Source organism: Metabacillus hrfriensis (assembly GCF_030127205.1).
Taxonomy (GTDB): Bacteria; Bacillota; Bacilli; order Bacillales; family Bacillaceae; genus Bacillus_P; species Bacillus_P dongyingensis.
Genome location: NZ_CP126116.1, coordinates 3150866 through 3169126 on the forward strand (window position 1 = coordinate 3150866; position 18261 = coordinate 3169126).

Annotated in this window: 11 protein-coding genes and 1 riboswitch; of the genes, 1 reads left to right on the forward strand and 10 read right to left on the reverse strand. The window is 37.2% G+C overall.

Annotated features, from left to right (window positions below; all coding sequences use genetic code 11):
* The 7 genes from QLQ22_RS15485 to QLQ22_RS15520 form a co-directional block, all read right to left on the reverse strand.
* Positions 1 to 498: a GNAT family N-acetyltransferase gene (locus QLQ22_RS15485; RefSeq protein ID WP_223435875.1), complete on the reverse strand. Its 498-nt coding sequence runs from the start codon at positions 496 to 498 to the stop codon at positions 1 to 3.
* Complete coding sequence (locus tag QLQ22_RS15490) at positions 498 to 1850, reverse strand: LLM class flavin-dependent oxidoreductase (protein WP_284015147.1); 1353 nt, start codon at positions 1848 to 1850, stop codon at positions 498 to 500. Before QLQ22_RS15490 ends, QLQ22_RS15485 begins: the two co-directional genes overlap by 1 nt.
* Entirely contained in the window at positions 1847 to 2884 is a 1038-nt protein-coding gene (locus QLQ22_RS15495; protein WP_349654960.1) for an LLM class flavin-dependent oxidoreductase, read from the reverse strand. Before QLQ22_RS15495 ends, QLQ22_RS15490 begins: the two co-directional genes overlap by 4 nt.
* Before the next feature lie 486 nt (positions 2885 to 3370).
* Positions 3371 to 4213 carry a MetQ/NlpA family ABC transporter substrate-binding protein gene (locus tag QLQ22_RS15505; protein WP_223435879.1) on the reverse strand — a complete coding sequence of 281 codons (843 nt, stop codon included), beginning with the start codon at positions 4211 to 4213 and terminating at the stop codon, positions 3371 to 3373.
* Between the two features lie 128 nt (positions 4214 to 4341).
* A riboswitch (SAM riboswitch) is annotated at positions 4342 to 4450 on the reverse strand.
* A gap of 500 nt (positions 4451 to 4950) precedes the next feature.
* Positions 4951 to 7560 (reverse strand): mannosylglycerate hydrolase, encoded by a 2610-nt coding sequence (mngB, locus tag QLQ22_RS15510; protein ID WP_223435881.1) that lies wholly within the window; start codon positions 7558 to 7560, stop codon positions 4951 to 4953.
* A 74-nt stretch (positions 7561 to 7634) separates the two neighbouring features.
* Positions 7635 to 9578 carry a PTS 2-O-a-mannosyl-D-glycerate transporter subunit IIABC gene (gene mngA, locus QLQ22_RS15515; protein ID WP_223435882.1) on the reverse strand — a complete coding sequence of 648 codons (1944 nt, stop codon included), beginning with the start codon at positions 9576 to 9578 and terminating at the stop codon, positions 7635 to 7637.
* Between the two features lie 142 nt (positions 9579 to 9720).
* Positions 9721 to 10452, reverse strand: a complete 732-nt coding sequence (locus QLQ22_RS15520; protein WP_223435885.1) for a MurR/RpiR family transcriptional regulator — start codon at positions 10450 to 10452, stop codon at positions 9721 to 9723.
* 720 nt (positions 10453 to 11172) lie between these two features.
* On the opposite strand from QLQ22_RS15520, the gene QLQ22_RS15525 reads away from it, so the two are divergent.
* Positions 11173 to 12912, forward strand: coding sequence for an ABC transporter ATP-binding protein (locus tag QLQ22_RS15525; RefSeq protein ID WP_284015148.1), 1740 nt, complete (start codon positions 11173 to 11175; stop codon positions 12910 to 12912).
* Between the two features lie 249 nt (positions 12913 to 13161).
* On the opposite strand, the gene QLQ22_RS15530 is transcribed toward QLQ22_RS15525, so the two are convergent.
* The 3 genes from QLQ22_RS15530 to QLQ22_RS15540 all read right to left on the reverse strand — a co-directional run bounded on the left by QLQ22_RS15530 (position 13162) and on the right by QLQ22_RS15540 (position 18078).
* Positions 13162 to 13689 (reverse strand): ribonuclease FAU-1 family protein, encoded by a 528-nt coding sequence (locus QLQ22_RS15530; protein ID WP_284016853.1) that lies wholly within the window; start codon positions 13687 to 13689, stop codon positions 13162 to 13164.
* A 316-nt stretch (positions 13690 to 14005) separates the two neighbouring features.
* Positions 14006 to 14467 (reverse strand): DUF3574 domain-containing protein, encoded by a 462-nt coding sequence (locus QLQ22_RS15535; protein WP_423246207.1) that lies wholly within the window; start codon positions 14465 to 14467, stop codon positions 14006 to 14008.
* Positions 14468 to 14856: 389 nt separating this feature from the next.
* Entirely contained in the window at positions 14857 to 18078 is a 3222-nt protein-coding gene (locus QLQ22_RS15540; protein WP_284015150.1) for a DEAD/DEAH box helicase, read from the reverse strand.
* Positions 18079 to 18261 lie beyond the last annotated feature (183 nt).

Sequence of the window (18261 nt, forward strand, 5' to 3'; positions counted from 1 at the left end):
TTAAAGATTTTGTGATAATTCATGAACAAGTTCCTTTTTCAAAAACACGCCTTTTCCTTCTTCTCCGTAGTCCCTTTCGTAAAATCGGACGTAACCATTTCTCTCATACATTTCAATTAACCAAGGATGACGATCTGAAGTTCCAAGTGCAACTGCCTTTGCATTTAAACGGTCTCTTAATATGTCCTCTTCAACATACTGCAATATCCTTTTTCCATATCCCTTTCCTTTAAATTCTGTATCCACTGCAAACCACCAAACACATGGAAGATCCGTAATTTCTTCAAATCGTCTGATTGTAATCGTTGATACAATCGATTGGTCTACTTCTAAAACATAACAAGTGTGCTGTATGATGTTTTGTTTTACGAGCTCTAAATCTGCTGTAGCTGCAGGAAATTTAATGTTCAGCTTTCTAATAGGTTCATAGGCTCTCAGTGTCAATCCCAAGAGCTCTTCTGCATCTTCGAGTCTCGCTAATCTATATATATGACTCATCATTTCACCCCTGTATTCAATTGCTCTGCTTGATTTATGGATGCCGTATATCTGTTTTCAGGTTTTTTAAGGCCCAAATTTCCCCGGAGGGTGTCTTTCTCATATTCATTTCGGAAGAGGCCTCTATTCTGCAAAATAGGGACAACTTCGTTTGCAAAATCATCTAAACCGTCAGGCATGACAGCACTTCCAATCATAAAACCATCTGCAGCTCCTTCTTCAAACCACCTTTGAATCAGGTTTGCAATTTTTATAGGTGTACCCGTAAACTGACTCTTGGGTGTTGTCACTCTCAATGCAACCTCACGGAGTGTCAGATTTTCTTCTTTACCCATTTTTTTAATCCGGTCTGTCGTACTCTGAAAGCTGTTTTTACCGATATCGCCTAACTCCGGAAACGGATCATCCAAAGGAAACTTTGAAAAATCGTAATGATCAAAAAATCTTCCTAAATAATCAATCGCATTTTCAATGGTTACTAAACTTGCAATCTCCCGGTATTTCTTCTCCGCTTCCTCTTCCGTCCTTCCAATGATTGGACTAATTCCAGGGAAGATTAGTATGTCATCAGCAGCTCTCCCATGTTCCACTGCTTTTTGTTTTACTTTTTGATAGAATTCTTTTGCCTGTTCAATTGATTCATGTCCAGTAAACACAGCATCTGCCTCTTTAGCGGCTAAGTTAATGCCAGCTTCCGACGAGCCTGCTTGAAAAACGACTGGATGCCCTTGCTTGGACCGGTCTATATTCAGCGGTCCTGCAATAGAGAAATATTCACCCTCATAATTGATGCGGTGCAATTTATCAGGATTAAAAAATACACCGGATTCTTTATCTCTTATAAAAGCATCGTCTTCCCAGGAATCCCATAATCCTCTTATTACTTCCAGGTATTCTCCTGCAATTTTATAGCGATCAGCATGAGTTGGATGTACTTTTTTGCTGTAATTTAAGGCTGAGCCTTCAAGCGGTGATGTAACAGCATTCCATCCTGCACGGCCGTCGCTTATTTTATCCAGAGATGCGAATTGTCTGGCTACGGTATATGGTTCGCTGTATGAAGTGGAAAGTGTTCCTACTAAACCTATACGCGAAGTAACAGAAGCAAGACTTGAAAGAATGGTGATTGGTTCAAAACGATTCAAAAAGTGAGGCAGAGATTTTTCATTTATAAACAGTCCATCTGCAATAAATATTAGATCAAACTTTGCATCTTCTGCTTTTACCGCCATTTCTTTATAAAACTGGAAATTCACACTGGCATCTGCAGTTGCATTTGGGTGCCTCCAAGAAGACATGTTGCCTCCTGCACCGTGTAATAGGGCGCCTAGTTTTAATTGTTTTATCGTCATTCAGTTCCCACCTTTGTCAAAAATTTATCTGAATCCACATCTCCTTCTGTAAAAGCTTCACCTAAAAGTGAAAAACTTTTTTGTTTAGCCTCAACATCCACTAGAGGGGTTGAAACAATGATTTCATTTATCCCCAGACTGTTTTGCAATTCTAAAACCTGTCTTCTTACCGTTGCTTTTGAACCGTATATAATTGCGGCAACTTGTTCTTCTATGGAGTAAGATTCACCAGCCTGTTCTGCAAATTTTTCTGCTTGTTCAATGCTTTTAACCGTTACATGTCGTCCGCTTTCCAGATTTACTCTTATCAATTTACTCTCACCCCTGAGATTTTCTGCTTCACGATCCGTATCCGCAACTATGATAGATAACGCTAAATGAAAGTCTTGATTGTTACCTCCCCCATTAAGGTAGGCTTGCAGTGATTTTTTCAGTTCATTTGGATCACCGTTAATAAATTGTGCATAAACGAATGAAATGTTCAATACTGCTGCTAACTTCGCACTATTCTCACTGGCTCCCAGGAGAAAAAGATGCGCTGGTTCAGGAGGAATAGGATAAGCTTTCACACCGTATAGCTCGTGTTTCTCATGTAAGCTGTTATGCATGAGACTTTTTAAATCACTTAATTTCTCTTGAATGCTTTGACCACCTTTCAAAAGATTTTGCTGAAGCGCTCTTGTGGAAAGGGGCAGGCCGCCCGGAGCTTTTCCTATTCCCAAATCCACTCTTCCTGGAGCTAAAGATGACAAAACGTTGAAGATTTCAGCGACTTTATATGGACTGTAATGTTGAAGCATAACTCCGCCAGAACCTATTCGAATCTGTTTGGTTTTTGCCAGAAGGTAGGAAATGAGAGCTTCTGGCGCAGAGCCAGCTAATTCCTCTGAATTATGATGCTCAGATACCCAAAAACGGTGATAACCCCATTTCTCTGCAAGTATTGCCAGATCCACTGTTTGTTTTAACGCATCTGCTGCTGTATCATTTTCTCCAATCGGACTTTGATCAAGAATGCTCAATTTTATTGACACACTTTCTTCCCCCCTTGTTTATTTCTTTTCCTCACAGCCCTATTTAATGTGCCTCTAGAAGTCCAGTCAGCAAAAGAAGCTGCAAAAAAGGCCCCCCAGATAAGAATGCATATCTTATCTGGGGCGCCTCCGGTTGACCAGTGGGCAATTCTTTATTCTTTCAATTCTTTAAATTATGAAATTTTAGATCCATTGAAAGAATATTATTCTTATTTTTCCGATAAATCAAGTTGGTTTTATAAAAATATTTTCGGACTATACAAAGGTCTACTAATCAAGATAAAAAGTCAGCTGTTTCCTGTTCTTCCTTGTTCTGCGTTTTTTCACGCAAACTGATTTTCCGGAAATTCCAGACCTAAGCTCTCTCGAAGAGTGACACCTTCATACTCCGATCGAAATAAACCCCTTTCTTGAAGAATAGGAACAGCTAATTCTATAAAGTAATCAGTTGTCTATAGTCCATCGATAAAGAGTCTTTATTAATTATTAATTATTTATGATTTCTTCAACCGGTTTTTTTACTGGGATTTTGGTTCCGCCAAATTCCTTCTTTATGAATTCCTGAACTTCTTTCGAATGATATATACTGCTTAATTTTTTAAAATTTTCATTTTTTTCGTTTTCTTTTTGAGTAACAAGAATATTAATATTTGCCTGTGTATCTTGATTGACCTCTTCATGGTAAATAGAATCTTTAATAGAATTCAATCCAGCATCAAGAGCAATGCTGTTTCCAATTAAGGAGGCATCTACATCGGGAAGAGACCGCGCTGTAGATGATCCGTCTACTGGAACAAATTTAATATTTTTCGGGTTTTCTACAATATCTTGAATCGTTCCAAATGAATCAAAATCATCCTTTAACGTAATGACACCTGCATTTCGCAATACGCGTAGAGCTCGAGCTGTATTTGCCGGATCATTAGGAATGGCTATTCCAGCATTTTCCGGAATTTCTTCAAGTGACTTCAAGCGTTTAGAATAAATACCCATTGGTTCTAAATAAGTTGTTGCTATTGCGGCTAAATCTGCATTTTTACTTTTCACATAATCTTGAAAATATGATAGTGATTGAAAAGCATTTACATCAAGGATTCCGTCATTTGTAGCCTCATTAATTTGCAGGCCGTCATTAAATTCTTTTACTTCAATCTCAATTCCGGCTTCTTTGGCTGCTTTTGATTTTGAAATAAAGTTCCATACTTGAGCATCTGATCCAGATGAACCTACGACAATTTTGTTGTTTTCAGATGCATTTGAGTTTATGTTGCATCCTGATAAAATAATGAATATGATTCCGGCTAGAAGTGTAATCGATAATTTTTTCATTTTTGTTTTCTCCCTTTTTCATTTTTTTTAAATCCTTAATATTGCGAGTTCTCACCGCCCATCAAAAATTGCGTAAAATAAAAACCCTTTCTAAAATAAGAAAGAGTTTCGGATTAAACGAATATCTCATCTTATCTTTCAAGCACTTTCATGCTTGCTGGAATTAGCACAGTACTTTTATATAAGCCTGTTGCCGAGGTTTCATAGGGCCATTCCCTCCACCTCTCTAAATAAGAATATATGTTTTTTTCATCCATTAATGGATTCATCACTCCTTAATTAATCATGTTAAATGAACGAAAGGCTTCCATCTCAAGTTCTCAGGGTACTTGAGTGAAAGCCTCTGGTTATCCAGTGAGCGCTGTAATTGAAAAATTTGTTAATATTAAATTAATACAATAAATCATATGTGTCAAGTCGGAATTAAAAATAATAATTACTTTCTATACTGCATTGATTAAATCAATTATGCCTAATACACATTGTAATTACTGTTTATTTCTTGTATTAAGGGCATAAAAATTTATTCCTAATAACATTGCAATTCTTATCTCCTCCCAAAATTCTCTCTTTGAAAAATAGGAAAAAGAAAAATTGGTTTATTCATATTTACTCACATCAAGGTTGATTTAACTTTCTATTTGTTAATAAAAAAGACACCCCTATTTTTTGCTGCGTTGAAGGTAACTTCACGTGCAAATAGAAGAGTGTCTTTTTGAAAAACTATCAAACTGCTTTTAAAAAAGAATCGTTTTCACTTGATTTGTTTTAATTTTCGATTGTACTTTATTTTCTTCCACCTCTATAACTTCAGAACATTTTTCATTAAGATTTGCCGTATATGCTTGTTGAATAGAACGGTTTATTTTAAATGAAACGACCTTTTCTTCGTCGGTTGGATTATAGAAACGCAATACGAATTGATCATCCTTTTCGGCTTTCTTCAAAGTACTTAAAACAGAATCCTGATGTACTTCTTTTATAAAGCTGAAAGAGGCCGGCGTTTTAACATCCGCTGTATTAAGTTTCATTGCATTAAATGGAATTTTGTTATAGAGATCAATTGGTGTTAAGTACTCTTTAGCCATCCGTGCAGCATTAGCTTTTAATGCAGATTGCTGATGTGTAACAATCGCAAACTCTAACGTTAGTTTTCCAAGCATTTGTGAGTCTGGAGTAGGTAATTTAATTCCAGAAGGACGGCCCGGCCTTCTGAGCAGTTCTTCCTTACCCAGCACTCCTACACCTCTGAACAAGGTTATAGCAATTGTGTCGTATGCTTCACCGACAATCTCATACTCTCTTGTACTATTTGTTAGTACACTCACACCATATGCTTCATTGGATAGACTAACAAAACTTAACATTGGATAAATGGAATCTGGACGTTCATCCCATTCTTCCTGCTCCCAAATATCCATTGCACTATCGTAAACATCACGTTTCAAACAACCAAATTGGTTATCAGATACAGAAAATGCTGAAGCAATTCCCGTTGGAATTAACGCTCTTAAACGATGATCTTTAGCGTGATTATCTATCTCAAGCTTGATTTCAATAATTGGCTTGTGATTTGGAATGGTGAGTTTAATATGCACATCTGCAGAGCTATCTAAAATATGATCTTTTCTCTTATTTAGATCTTCTGGAATTGCAAGGGTATAACGAATATCTATAGTAGCCTCATACTGCCCCTGTTTAATTTCAACGTCCGCCTTTACGTTGTTACTATAGATTAGCGTTTCATCTCTTAATGGAGAAAAGTCATATTCATCTCCATCATCCCCTCCATCTTCAAGTAACAGAACATCGTTGAAGGTCTTGTTTAACTTCTTATCAAAAATATTCAACGAACCATTTGAATTTACGCTGATTTCGTAGAAATCTGTTGTAACTTCACTTTTTGGAGAAATTGAATTTTTCATTTCCCCATCATTTTCAACTATAAAATAGGTTTTATAGCCTAATGCAGGAAATTGGTCTTTTAATTGAACGGTATATTTAATAAAGGGATCATAGTTTCCGTAATGAACGATTTGACGGTCAATTAACCCAGGATCAATAACAACGCTGTCTATTACTTCAAACTCAATTTCCTTTGACATTTCATCAATTAACTTAAAGGACTTTAATTTTGTAGTAACTTCTGTTGTAATGACTTCCTCCCGATCATAGGGAAGTAAGTTAAAAGCAGAAAGACGATCATAATTCCATTCTGTATCTACTGAATCAACAATTTTTCTCTTATAGAAGCTGATAAGTTGATCGACTTTTTCTTCTGCAAGAAAAAATCGGTTAACAATTTCTTGATGGACTTTATCTGAGCAGCAGCATCCTATACTGTCATGCGCATGATTTTTCATAATTTCTTTCCAAATAAGTTCTATTAGACCGTGATGATATTCAAAACCTAGGCTGTACGCAAGAGTTGCAAGTGGTTCTAATATGTTTGTGAGCTTATTTTCAATTCTTGCATTGGCAGCTTTAATATCCATGCGTGTGGAATAAATACTTCGGTGAACGCGTGAATACTTTCCATCTATAAATTCACCCTGCAGTGTAGGAAGTTCCTCATTTTTTTCTAATTCACCAAAGATGTTTTCATATTTGCTCAAGAAAAACTCGCGGTCTGGGTACATTGCCTGCAGTTTATCCATAACAGTAAAGATATTTTTTTGAATAGGCATTTGATCATGACCATTTGGCAAAATGATATTCTCTGTCGTAGCACCGTGATCTAACACCTTAAAATACTTATCAATACGTTCTTGAAGCTTTTGTTCATCCTCCGGCAAATACTTTCCAATCGCGTATCCTAGAGGAAATAATTGTACCAGAACTTTAGAACCTTCATCTGTTTCCCAATAGAATTCCGTTTTGTCTGTGCCGTGACGTTCAGTAGCCCCTCGCCAAAAAATCGAATACTTAATATCAAAACCATTTAAAATTTGCGGCATTTGTGAAGATTGTCCAAAGGAATCTGGAAGGTATCCGATTTTCATGTGACTCCCGAACTCTTCACAATCTTTTATTCCATATAATAAATTTCGTACAATCGATTCTCCGCCAACCACCATCTCGTCTGTTTGTGTATACCATGGTCCAATGATCAGCTTTCCTTTTTGAACTAGACTTTTGACTCTTTCCTTACTTTCCGGCTTAACAGCAAAGTAATCCTCTAAAATTGACGTTTGACCATCTAGTACATAGTGTGGATAATCTGGATTATTTTCTAGCATCTCCATTATTTCTTCCATATTGTTAACCAAAAGAATTCTAGATTCTTCCGTTGAAAAATACCATTCTCTGTCCCAATGCATATGTGGAACGATATGAACTTTTGTCATGATGTCCTCCAATTACGATGTATTTGTATATCACTTAAGCAACTTAAGTGCGATAGATTATAACCGCCAAAAATCTAAGCAGCCATTCGGGAAGATTTTTTATTCTTTTCTCTTTTCAGCTTGCTTTTTCTTGTTGCAATCAACAAAATCGTTGAAACAACAGCACCAATTAATGCGGCGCCAAACCATATACTGGCTGCTAATAGCATCGGCTTTCCTTGTAATAGTGCAAGCGAGAAAATTCCGGCTCCAGGAACGTTTAAACCGATATTAAAATAAGATACAATAGCTCCTGTAATAGCAGACCCTGCAACTAAAGATGGAATTACTCGAAGTGGATCATTCATCATAAACGGAATAGCTCCTTCTGTAATACCAGCTAAACCCAATAACCATGTTTGTTTTCCTATTTCTTTTTCCTGTTTGGTGAAATTCTTCTTATCAATAAGTGTTGCTCCTGTTACGGAAAAGGCTGAAACCATTTTCACAGAGGCAAAGGCAGCATAAGGAATGAAATTTCCACTTGCCATTGCACCAATGCAAAACGTGTAAGCTGCTTTATTAATTGGGCCTCCCAGATCAAACGAAACCATGGCGCCTATTATAGCTCCTAAAATAAGCGCATTTGTTCCGGACATGCCTTGTAACCAATCAAGTAATCCTTGATTTAATAGGGCTAATGGTTTCCCTACCAAAAACAACATAACCGATCCAACAACAAGCGTACCAACAACCGGGTATACCCAAAAACTGATGAATCCGGCAAATGTTCCTTTTGGTTTTACATAATGCTTTAAGAATTTAAGGAAATAACCTGCTAAAATCCCTCCAAGCATACCGCCCAAGAAACCGCTGCCAATTAAATTCGCAGCTACCCCTGCTGCGAAACCTGGTCCTAATGCAGGTTTATCCGCAATTGAATAGGCCATGTATGCTGCAAGAATTGGCACCAATAATGTTCCTAATAGTGTCCCGCCTAACTGTCTCAACAACCAAAGCCAAGAACCTTCTGTATTATAGAGTTCTTGAAGATCAAAGGCTTGGGATAGCAGAACTGCTGCAGCGAGCGTCATGCCCCCAGCTACAATTACTGGAATGATGTACGATATACCTGTTAAGATAGAATCTTTTATTTCTGTCTTAAAGGATTTTTTTTCATCCTCATCTTCTTCAAAAGAGACACTTTCTTCATTAGAACTATCCTTCTTGGGAGCGTTTTCAGATTTCTCTAAAGCTTGACTGATAATCCCTTTTGCATCTTTCAATGGTGCTGCCACTGCCGTTTTAACTTTCGGAAGATGACTATATCTTTCTTCGTTTTTTACAGCTACGTCTACAGAGAAAATCACAGCATCAGCACTGTTTAATTGTCCTTTCGTGTGGCGGTCTTCAATACCGTTCGCACCTTGCTTCTCAACAAACACATCTACACCTAAATCTTTCCCTGCTTTTACTAATGCTTCTGCTGCCATGTAAGTGTGCGCAATACCTGCTGGACATGCAGTTACTGCTAATATGGTTTTATTTATCTTCTTTACTTCTGGCACTTCTTCTATTTCATCTTGACGATCCAGGTTATTAAAAAGCTCTAGATTTGTGTTAGATCTCAATAATCGATTTTTATACTCTTCATTAGACAACCTTGTCACTAGCTCTGATAATAAGGATAGATGTGTTGAACCAGCTTCATCATCTGGAATCGCTAGTAAAATAATTAGCTCTACCTGATTGGTTGGATCAATGCTTTCCCAAGTGCTCAATGGTTTCTGAAGGGTTGCGATGGCAAATGATGCTTCTTTTACTGCTTTTGACTTCCCATGAGGTATTGCTAGACCACCTTCAAAGCCTGTAGGTGATAACTTTTCTCTATCAATTACCGCTTGATACAGCTCTTCTTCAGAATGCAGTTTTCCTTCATTTGCTAACTGTCTAATTAAAAATTTTATAATTTCTTCTTTAGTGTCAAAGGATTGTTTGGTACTAACTAAAGTTGGTGATGTAAGACTTTTCAATAACATTTTTGTACCCCCTTCACTTTCTTTTTTCTGTTAATTAATGAGTGACCCCATAGTAGCATAAAAAAAAAGAAGAAGAGGTTATCTTCTTCTTTTTACACAGTCACACCTCCAAAATAGCGCTTACATGTGTATTTATACACAACTACTTAGTAAAATTCCAATAGAATTCAGATAATGTTCTGATGATAGCCATAAGTGGAGTTTTATCAGTGATATTATACCCATTCAGCAATTTCTTGGGAGTAAAACAAAATAAGTTTACATCTGCTAACTTCTGAAGAGCATTTCGATTAAAATGGGTGAGGGAAATGATTTTAATTCCTTTTTCTTTCCCTAACTCCGCAACCTCCAGAACCTGGGAAGTTTCTCCAGATAAACTAATGAGGAAAAGAATACCTTCATTATTAAGCTGATTGATTCCATGTATAATTTCATGACGATGAATAAAAAAATCTGATTCCTTCCCTGCAATTTTAAGATTTTTCGTCATCATCTCACAAAAAAGAGCCGTATCTCCCACTCCAAAAAAAAGAACTCTCTTCGCTTCATATATCATTTTGGACACTTTCTCAATAATATCTATATCAATTAAGTCAAATGTTGTTTTCAGATTATACTGTAAGCTGTCCTCTTGTTTTTCATGATCAGAGTGTAATTCTTCTTTAAGACTATTCTTCAAATGTGCATATCCATCGTATCCTAATTTTTTAGAAAATCTAATGATCGTATTAGGGACAGTAAATAAGTTGGCAGCTAAAGATTGAATAGATGCGTTGACCACTTGCTTTCTATTTTTTACTATATAGTCAATAATTTGGTCATCTGTATCGTTTAACTTATATTCGAATTTCCGAACGCGATCTTCAAAATACAACTTCAAATCACCTCTAAGCATCTTATTCTAATATTTATACTACTAATTTTTTATTATAACAAAAGTGTGTTTAATTCAGTACGAACAAAGCAAGGTTGGCTCCTCAGTTTCATTCCATTTAATGTTAAATGTCAAAAGAAATTTCACTTTTTACATAAAAAAAGTCGTCATCAAATTCTAGATCTGTTGTATAGCATTATTCATGTGAGGTTGACATACATGTCCTAACAGAAGTTCCTTATCACAAAATCCCTGGGCGACAAGGGGTTTCAATTTGTAACAATTTATTGTTTATGCAAGATTTTATAAATCGTTGATAAAATCAACGTTTACGTGCGCTTAAGCTCGCCTGATAGTTGCATGAAAAATGGGGTTTTATGCAAACTCTTATTCAATTAAATGGCCCTTTAATTGAATAACTTGACTAGCAATTAAAAACATCTTTATTATCATTCAACAAAAATCGTTCGAAAAAGTGTATTTTTTCTAACGGAGCATCGTTTTGAATCATATCTCTATCAAAGTCACCAAACCCAAATATGTTGTTCATTTTTAATTGAAATCGTATACAATAATAGTAATAACATACAAGGAGGCCATTTTCATGAAAAACATGACGAATCAAACAGCTTCAACATATAAGGGTGAAACACTTTCTTAAAGTAATCTGTGTACTCTCCCCTTATATGTGTACTTAAATAACACAAAAAGGGGTAAATCATGCGTTTTCCAGTAAAAAAATTTTTATCCTATTATAAACCGTATTTAACGGTGTTTTTTTCAGTATTGGCATGCGCCTTTATCGTATCAGCTGTGACTTTGACGTTTCCTTTACTAGTCAGGTATATCACAAAGGATGTTCTGGAAGGAGATTTGTCCATCGCGCTAAGTAAAGTGTATTGGATTGGCGGGCTGATGCTAGTGTTAGTCGCAGTTCAGAATATCGGGAACTATTTTGTGGACTACAAAGGTCATGAAATAGGTGCGCGTATGGAAAGAGATTTGCGAAGCGAGCTGTTCACGCACATGCAGAAGCTTTCTTTTAGCTTTTACGATAAGGAAAAGACAGGTCAGCTCATGTCGCGAATAACAAACGACCTGCTGCTGCTTTCCGAGCTGTACCATCATGGTCCAGAGGACTACGTCAAATACCTTGTCCGTTTTATTGGGGCGTTTGTTATATTGTTCTTTATAAATGCTCCATTAACGATTGCTGTCTTCTGTTTTCTGCCATTCTTAGGTGTCTTTGCCCTATACTTTAATAAAATGCTGAACAGGGCATTACGAAGCAATAAAGAAAGAATTGGGGACGTAAACGCACAGGTAGAGGATAGTTTATCTGGAATTCGCACAGTAAAGTCATTTGCCAATGAGCAAATAGAGATCGAGAAGTTCAACCGGGAAAATAATCGTTTCCTTCATAGCCGGAAAAGAACGTACCAGGCTGAAGCACTCTTATACAATAGTTTTGAAACGATTATACAGCTGATTACGATCACAGTGATTATCTTTGGCAGTGCCAGTATTGTCAACAACACATTAGATTTAGCGGATTTGATCACTTTTTTACTGTATATCAGCTATATGATCGAGCCAATTCAGCGATTGACTCATATGAGCACGCAGCTTCAGGAAGGAATCACTGGATTTCAGCGTTTTATGGAAATCATGAATCTGAGGCCGGCAATTGAAAATAAACCGAACCCTGTGACTTTGTCAGAAGTATCTGGTGAAATTGAGTTCAATCAAGTTTCCTTCAGGTACGAAGAACATTTGAACAATGTCATACAAAACCTGTCGCTTCGAATCCTTCCTGGAGAGTATGTTGCGCTAGTTGGTCCGTCTGGCGCTGGAAAAACTACCTTATGCTCACTCATCCCCCGCTTTTATGATGTGACAGATGGAGGCGTTTTCCTTGACGGAGTCAATGTCCGCGATATTGATCTGGAATCATTAAGAAATAATATCGGTATTGTACAACAGGATGTTTACCTATTTGCGGGAACAGTAATGGAAAATATCCGATACGGAGATCCGGCAGCCAGTGATAACGAAATTATTGAGGCGGCAAAGCTTGCCAATGCACATGACTTTATCATGAACTTGCCAAAAGGCTACAGTTCAGAAATCGGACAACGAGGAGTCAAACTGTCTGGGGGCCAAAAGCAGCGGCTTTGTATTGCTCGTGTATTTTTAAAGAATCCGCCAATTCTCATTTTGGATGAGGCAACGAGCGCACTAGATAACGAGAGTGAGAGCATCATCAAGGAATCACTGGAATTATTAGCAAAAGGCCGTACAACTATTGTCATTGCCCATCGCCTTTCAACTATCCGTAATGCGAAGCGGATTATTGTCATAACAGAAGACGGTATTGCTGAACAGGGGAATCACAATTCGTTGCTTGCATGTGATGGGTCGTATGCAAGACTTTATTCTAAGCAGTTTGAGTTACTATGATAAGCTATCTAACCAAAAACAGCTGCACTTCTTAACCAAGGAGAGCAGCTGTTTTTCCTTTTATTTAATTGATCATGCCCGACTATCAGCTTTGCCGGTATTACAAATGGTATTCCATTCTGGATATTTTTTTTCCGTACTAAATAAATGCTCCCATAGCAGCTCCATGAAAAAAAGATATAATGCTTCCTGCAAACTGGCACCCGGTTCATAAAGCTCAATATATATATCAATCTTGTATAAATGTTATCAAATGTTCAGCCAAGGTATAAGGTCTTCGTGTTTATAAGCATTCTCCGTTTCTAAAATGAGCTGAGTAAGGAGAATATCAAGGGAATCTGTTAATGAGGTTAGCGTCTGTTGAACAAATCCTTTCTCAAATTGATCTAATGGCTCTGGTAACTCATTCTCGTCTAAAATAAAGAAGTCTCCATTAGGAAGAACAATTATATCAATAATCAGATCCTCAAAGGATACCACCTTATCAGTTATATATGTATTTTTTACAATATTAAAATAGGAACCCAGGTAATCCCCCTTATGATCTCTCCAAATGTATAAATTATATGGACGATCGCTCCAGTAATACGCTATTGTATAACTGCCTCTGGGAATGGTTAATTTAGTTTGGTTTGCTGTCATCGAAAAGGATTCAAGTATTTTATGGAATAGCACGGCATTTTGATTTTTTGCTTTTAGAAGCATACAGGTATGTTCTACAATTTCTGAGTCGTACTTTATTTTTCTTTCTATTATTTTCACCAAGCGTTTGGACATCGCTTTCTTTACTCCTTTCAAATTAGTTTTCTACTCCAGAACAAATCTTAATTAAAATTATATCATTAGGAATTTGGCCTTCCATTGTTTTAGCCGTTTAGGCAAATCATTGATTTTGATTTCAGATAAAGCCTGCTCATTTCAAATAAACTAGTTTTAGACAACCACTTCTCTGTGAAAATGATCGAATACAAAAAAGACGCATTCATATAAAAGAATGCGCTGATTGTGGATTAGATTCACATGAAGCAGGTTTAAACTACTAAACAAACCTCCGATTGTTTAATAGAAAGGCAGAAGCCCTTGTTGCCAGCAGTCATTCAATAAAATACATCTTTCCATTCATTTCAAGAGACACCGATGATTGTTTCATCTCTTCCTTTAAATATTCAGCATAGGCGACTACTTGATTAATCTTTTTCTTGTCCAAATCTTCTGCAAAGCTATACACAATCGTAACCTTCTCCTTAATCAGCTGATCATTATCAGATAACCAGGATCCAGTTCCCTCAATGGCTGTTGCTCCTCCAAACATTTTTGTGAATTTCTCTAATGACCTGTTAACAAATGGAGTATTATCAATTGGCTGATCACCGTTATAGGTGGAAGGCACATAGATTTTCACCACGTCATCGAGATGGAATTGCCCCTTCAATGCAGAAGGTTGTTTTACATTAGATGATTCCTGGTGCCCTGCAGCGTACACAGCATTGCCTAAAAAGCCGATTAACAGAATCAAAGGGATGATCCAAATGAAGATTTTTTTCTTTTCCAACATTGCCACTCCTTTTTATTTAATAGTTTTGTAAGCAAAACAATTGTGAATTTCTATCTATGATTATAATTACAGAGAATGAATTTTTCATGGTAATTTTTTACTGATTTTCAGTTTAATCTTTTGTTTTCATTCAGAAAGAGAATGTTGAACTTTATTAAAAAATGGACCTTCTTAATAAGAAGGTCCGAACTTTGAATGTGAATTATTTTTTAATCTCTTGCTGTATTCATTCCAAAAATCTCATATATTTCTTCGTCATAATCATCAAAAATTCTATTATCTTCGGAGTTATCAAAGAATTTTTTTGCTTGCATGGCAAATGAAACTACTTGTTTTATATATTCAGTTCACCATGTTTATAAATCCGCTTAAAATTCACTTAATTCCTTCTATACCATCAATATCTCCCGTATGTCCTCTTCAGTAAGAGAGGAAGACCCTTTTTCCTCAGAATCGATGATTTCTTCAATCAGATGTTTCTTTTTCTCTTGAAGTTCATTCATTTTTTCTTCGATTGTGCCTTTGGCAACAAGCTTGATTACCTGTAGACGATTTGTTTGACCAATTCGATGGGCTCGGTCAGCTGCTTGTTCCTCAACTGCAGGATTCCACCAGATATCATATAAAATAACAGTATCAGCACCTGTCAGATTGAGGCCTGTCCCCCCCGCTTTCAATGAAATGAGAAATAAATCATGTTCTCCTGCATTAAACCGGCGGCAAATTTCCACTCGTTCTTCAGAAGGAGTTTGTCCATCGAGATAGAAAAAAGAATGCCCCTGAATCGTTAATTCTCTGCCTATAAGCTCAAGCATTTTCGTAAACTGGGAGAAAATCAGCACTCTTCTGCCAGCAAGCTTTGATTCTTCTACAATCTGCATCAGCTGTTCAAATTTCGCAGATTTCCCTTTATAGCCATCCACAAACAAGGCGGGGTGACAGCAAATCTGACGTAACCTCGTTAAACCAGCGAGGATTTTGATACGGTTCTTACGGAATGTATCCTTGTCAAGATGCTTTAATGTATCATGTCGCAGCTTGGCCAGATAGGCAGCATACAGCTTCTTCTGATCAGGAAGCAATTCTGCAGATTCCATTGACTCAATTTTTTCAGGCAGCTCTGGCAGGACATCCTCTTTCAGTCTTCGAAGTAAAAATGGCCTGATTCTTCGGGCTATCGTTTTTCTGGATAGGTTACTGTATTCCTTTAATCCCATAAATAGTTCGGGAAAAACAACGTGAAAAATGGACCATAACTCCTGCAGTGAATTCTCCACCGGTGTACCTGTGAGGGCGAACCGATGAGCTGCCTGGATCTTCTTCACAGATCGTGCTGTTTGTGTCATAGGATTTTTAAAGACCTGAGCTTCATCAAAAAACACAGTATGAAAGCCATGTTTTTCAAACCACTTTATGTCTCTGCGCAACAATGGATATGAGATAATGACTACATCCATATCCATTACATCCTTCTGTATCTTGAATCTTTCGGTTTTAGTGCCATCAACGACAATGGCCTGTACTTCCGGTGCAAATTTGCTGATTTCACTAAGCCAGTTATACGTCAATGATGAAGGTGAAACAATCAGGACCGGGAGCTTTTTTTTACGGATGACAGAAAGCTCTGATAGAATAAACGCAATGCTCTGCAGCGTTTTACCCAATCCCATATCATCTGCAAGAATTCCACCAAATCTATAGCTGGCAAGTGTTTTCAACCATTTAAAACCAAGTTTTTGATAGTCTCGCAATATCAGTTCTAAACTCTTTGGCACCTCGAATTCCAGACTATCCGGATTGCGGATGTTTTCCAAAAACTGACGGAACGATTCCTCTAACTTTAATAAAGAACGATCATTAATAGAATCAAGATGCTGAATCCCCCGAACAATTGGTACATTCATGCCGCTCTCCAGTTCTTCAATTTGGCCCGGAAGTTCACGAAGAAAACGATTCATTTCTTCAAATTCCCTCGTCTCCAATGAAAGCAGCGAACCGTTCTGCAAACGAAAATACTTCCGTTTTTCCTCTAAAGCTAGTAGAACCTCACGTTTTTGTTTTTCAGGAATGTTATCCATTTCAAATTTATATTCCAGCCAATTGGTCCGTTCTTTATTAATCTTTATCCTAACGTGCGGACGAGAATTACCTTTAAAAAGCCGATTTCTCACTGCGGTAGTTGCATATATCTGTACAAGCTTATGAAGTTTGGGAACGATATGGTACAAAAATTCATACTCCAGCTCTTCATTTTGCAAAAAATATCCTCCGTCCGTCTTTGCAAACATGCTATCTTCCATCAGCTTCAGGATGGCATCTTCCTTTTCCACGTCCCTAATAAGTTTGGAGCCTGCGTGGAGATCCTTATTTTCCAATGGATTAACGATTATATTTTCATAATGAAACTCAAGTCCTGCGAGCAAGCGATTTTTCACGCGATCCAAGTAGAGCTTGGTCACTAACGGTGTCTTTACAAACTGTTTGGATATAGCTTCGGATAACTGGACTTCTCCCAGTCTTTTCAAGCCTGGAACCACTTTTTCCATAAAAAAATCGATTTGCTCCTGAGTAATCGGAATTTGATTCGCTGCTGCAGCATCCAGCATCTGTTTTAGATCTGAAAGACGATTACAATCTTCCATTTTCATCTGTTTTAGTTTTCCTTCAAATAGGACAGACCTATATGAATTCATTATCACCATTCGATTAAGCCCTCTGATTTTAAGTAGATAGCCTTTACCCTCGCCTGCATCAAATTGGAATTGTAAAGGCAATGGTTCATTTGATAAGCGAAGACCCTCATAATTATTAGAGTCATACATCACCTTGACAAATGCTGCTTTCTCAAGTATAGGAAAAAGCCTGTCCCAAGAGGATGGAGGAATAATGAGTATATGTTTACCCCATACATCGCCTGATTTCTCGGATATCTCGTCAATATACGCTTTTTCATCATGAATTACTTGTATAAGCTGTTGAATCACTGCATCCGTATCATTTTGAAAGCAATGAAGACTTGGGTCGTAAATGAAAGAATTAGAAAGCAAGCTTGACAGACCTTTTTTCACATGCTCAAGAAAACCTCGTATATTTCGTACATTCGTCTGGCCAATCTTAACCTCAATTCCGAACAAGTATCGTCCCTTCCCAATGTTTACGGGTTTACAAATAAACTCTGCATCAAGTACTTGTCTTTTTTCAAAGTGCAGCTGCTGGCCCGCTGACCGTTTAGGCTGATCATTGAAAAGTGTCAGCAATTCTTCTGTCAGCGCTTGATTTGTTGAAGAATCAGAGTTTTCACCCCCAGGACCAATGGGAATTGTTCCTTGTCGCTGGTGTTCGTAAATCGATAGTAAAACGGCTGCTATATGCTGGCAATCCATTTTATAGGAATCTAGCGCAGGGCAGCTGCATTTCGTGCGCAAGCCTCCGCTCTCATCCTTTTCAATAAACACATGAAAATCTTCCTTGCCTGTAACCGTGGCTTTACAGCCATCAGGACAATAATTTTCAAATGTCACGTTATTACTTCGATAAAAAGAGTCTCCTTTCTTGAAGGAGACTGTACCGCATATTTCTTTAATGATTTTTTCATTTAATTTTATATTCAATTGCTTTGCTCCCTCTTTAGGATACTTCTCAAAAATGGAGATCTAGTATGAGCTCTTTCAGTCTTTCCTCTGATAAAATATTTACCACAATTGTATCATTAGGATGAAATAATATCCTGGGCACCCGATTGTTTAGGATCCATGAAGCTATAGAAGGCTGCCGCATATTAAAAGAAACACCAT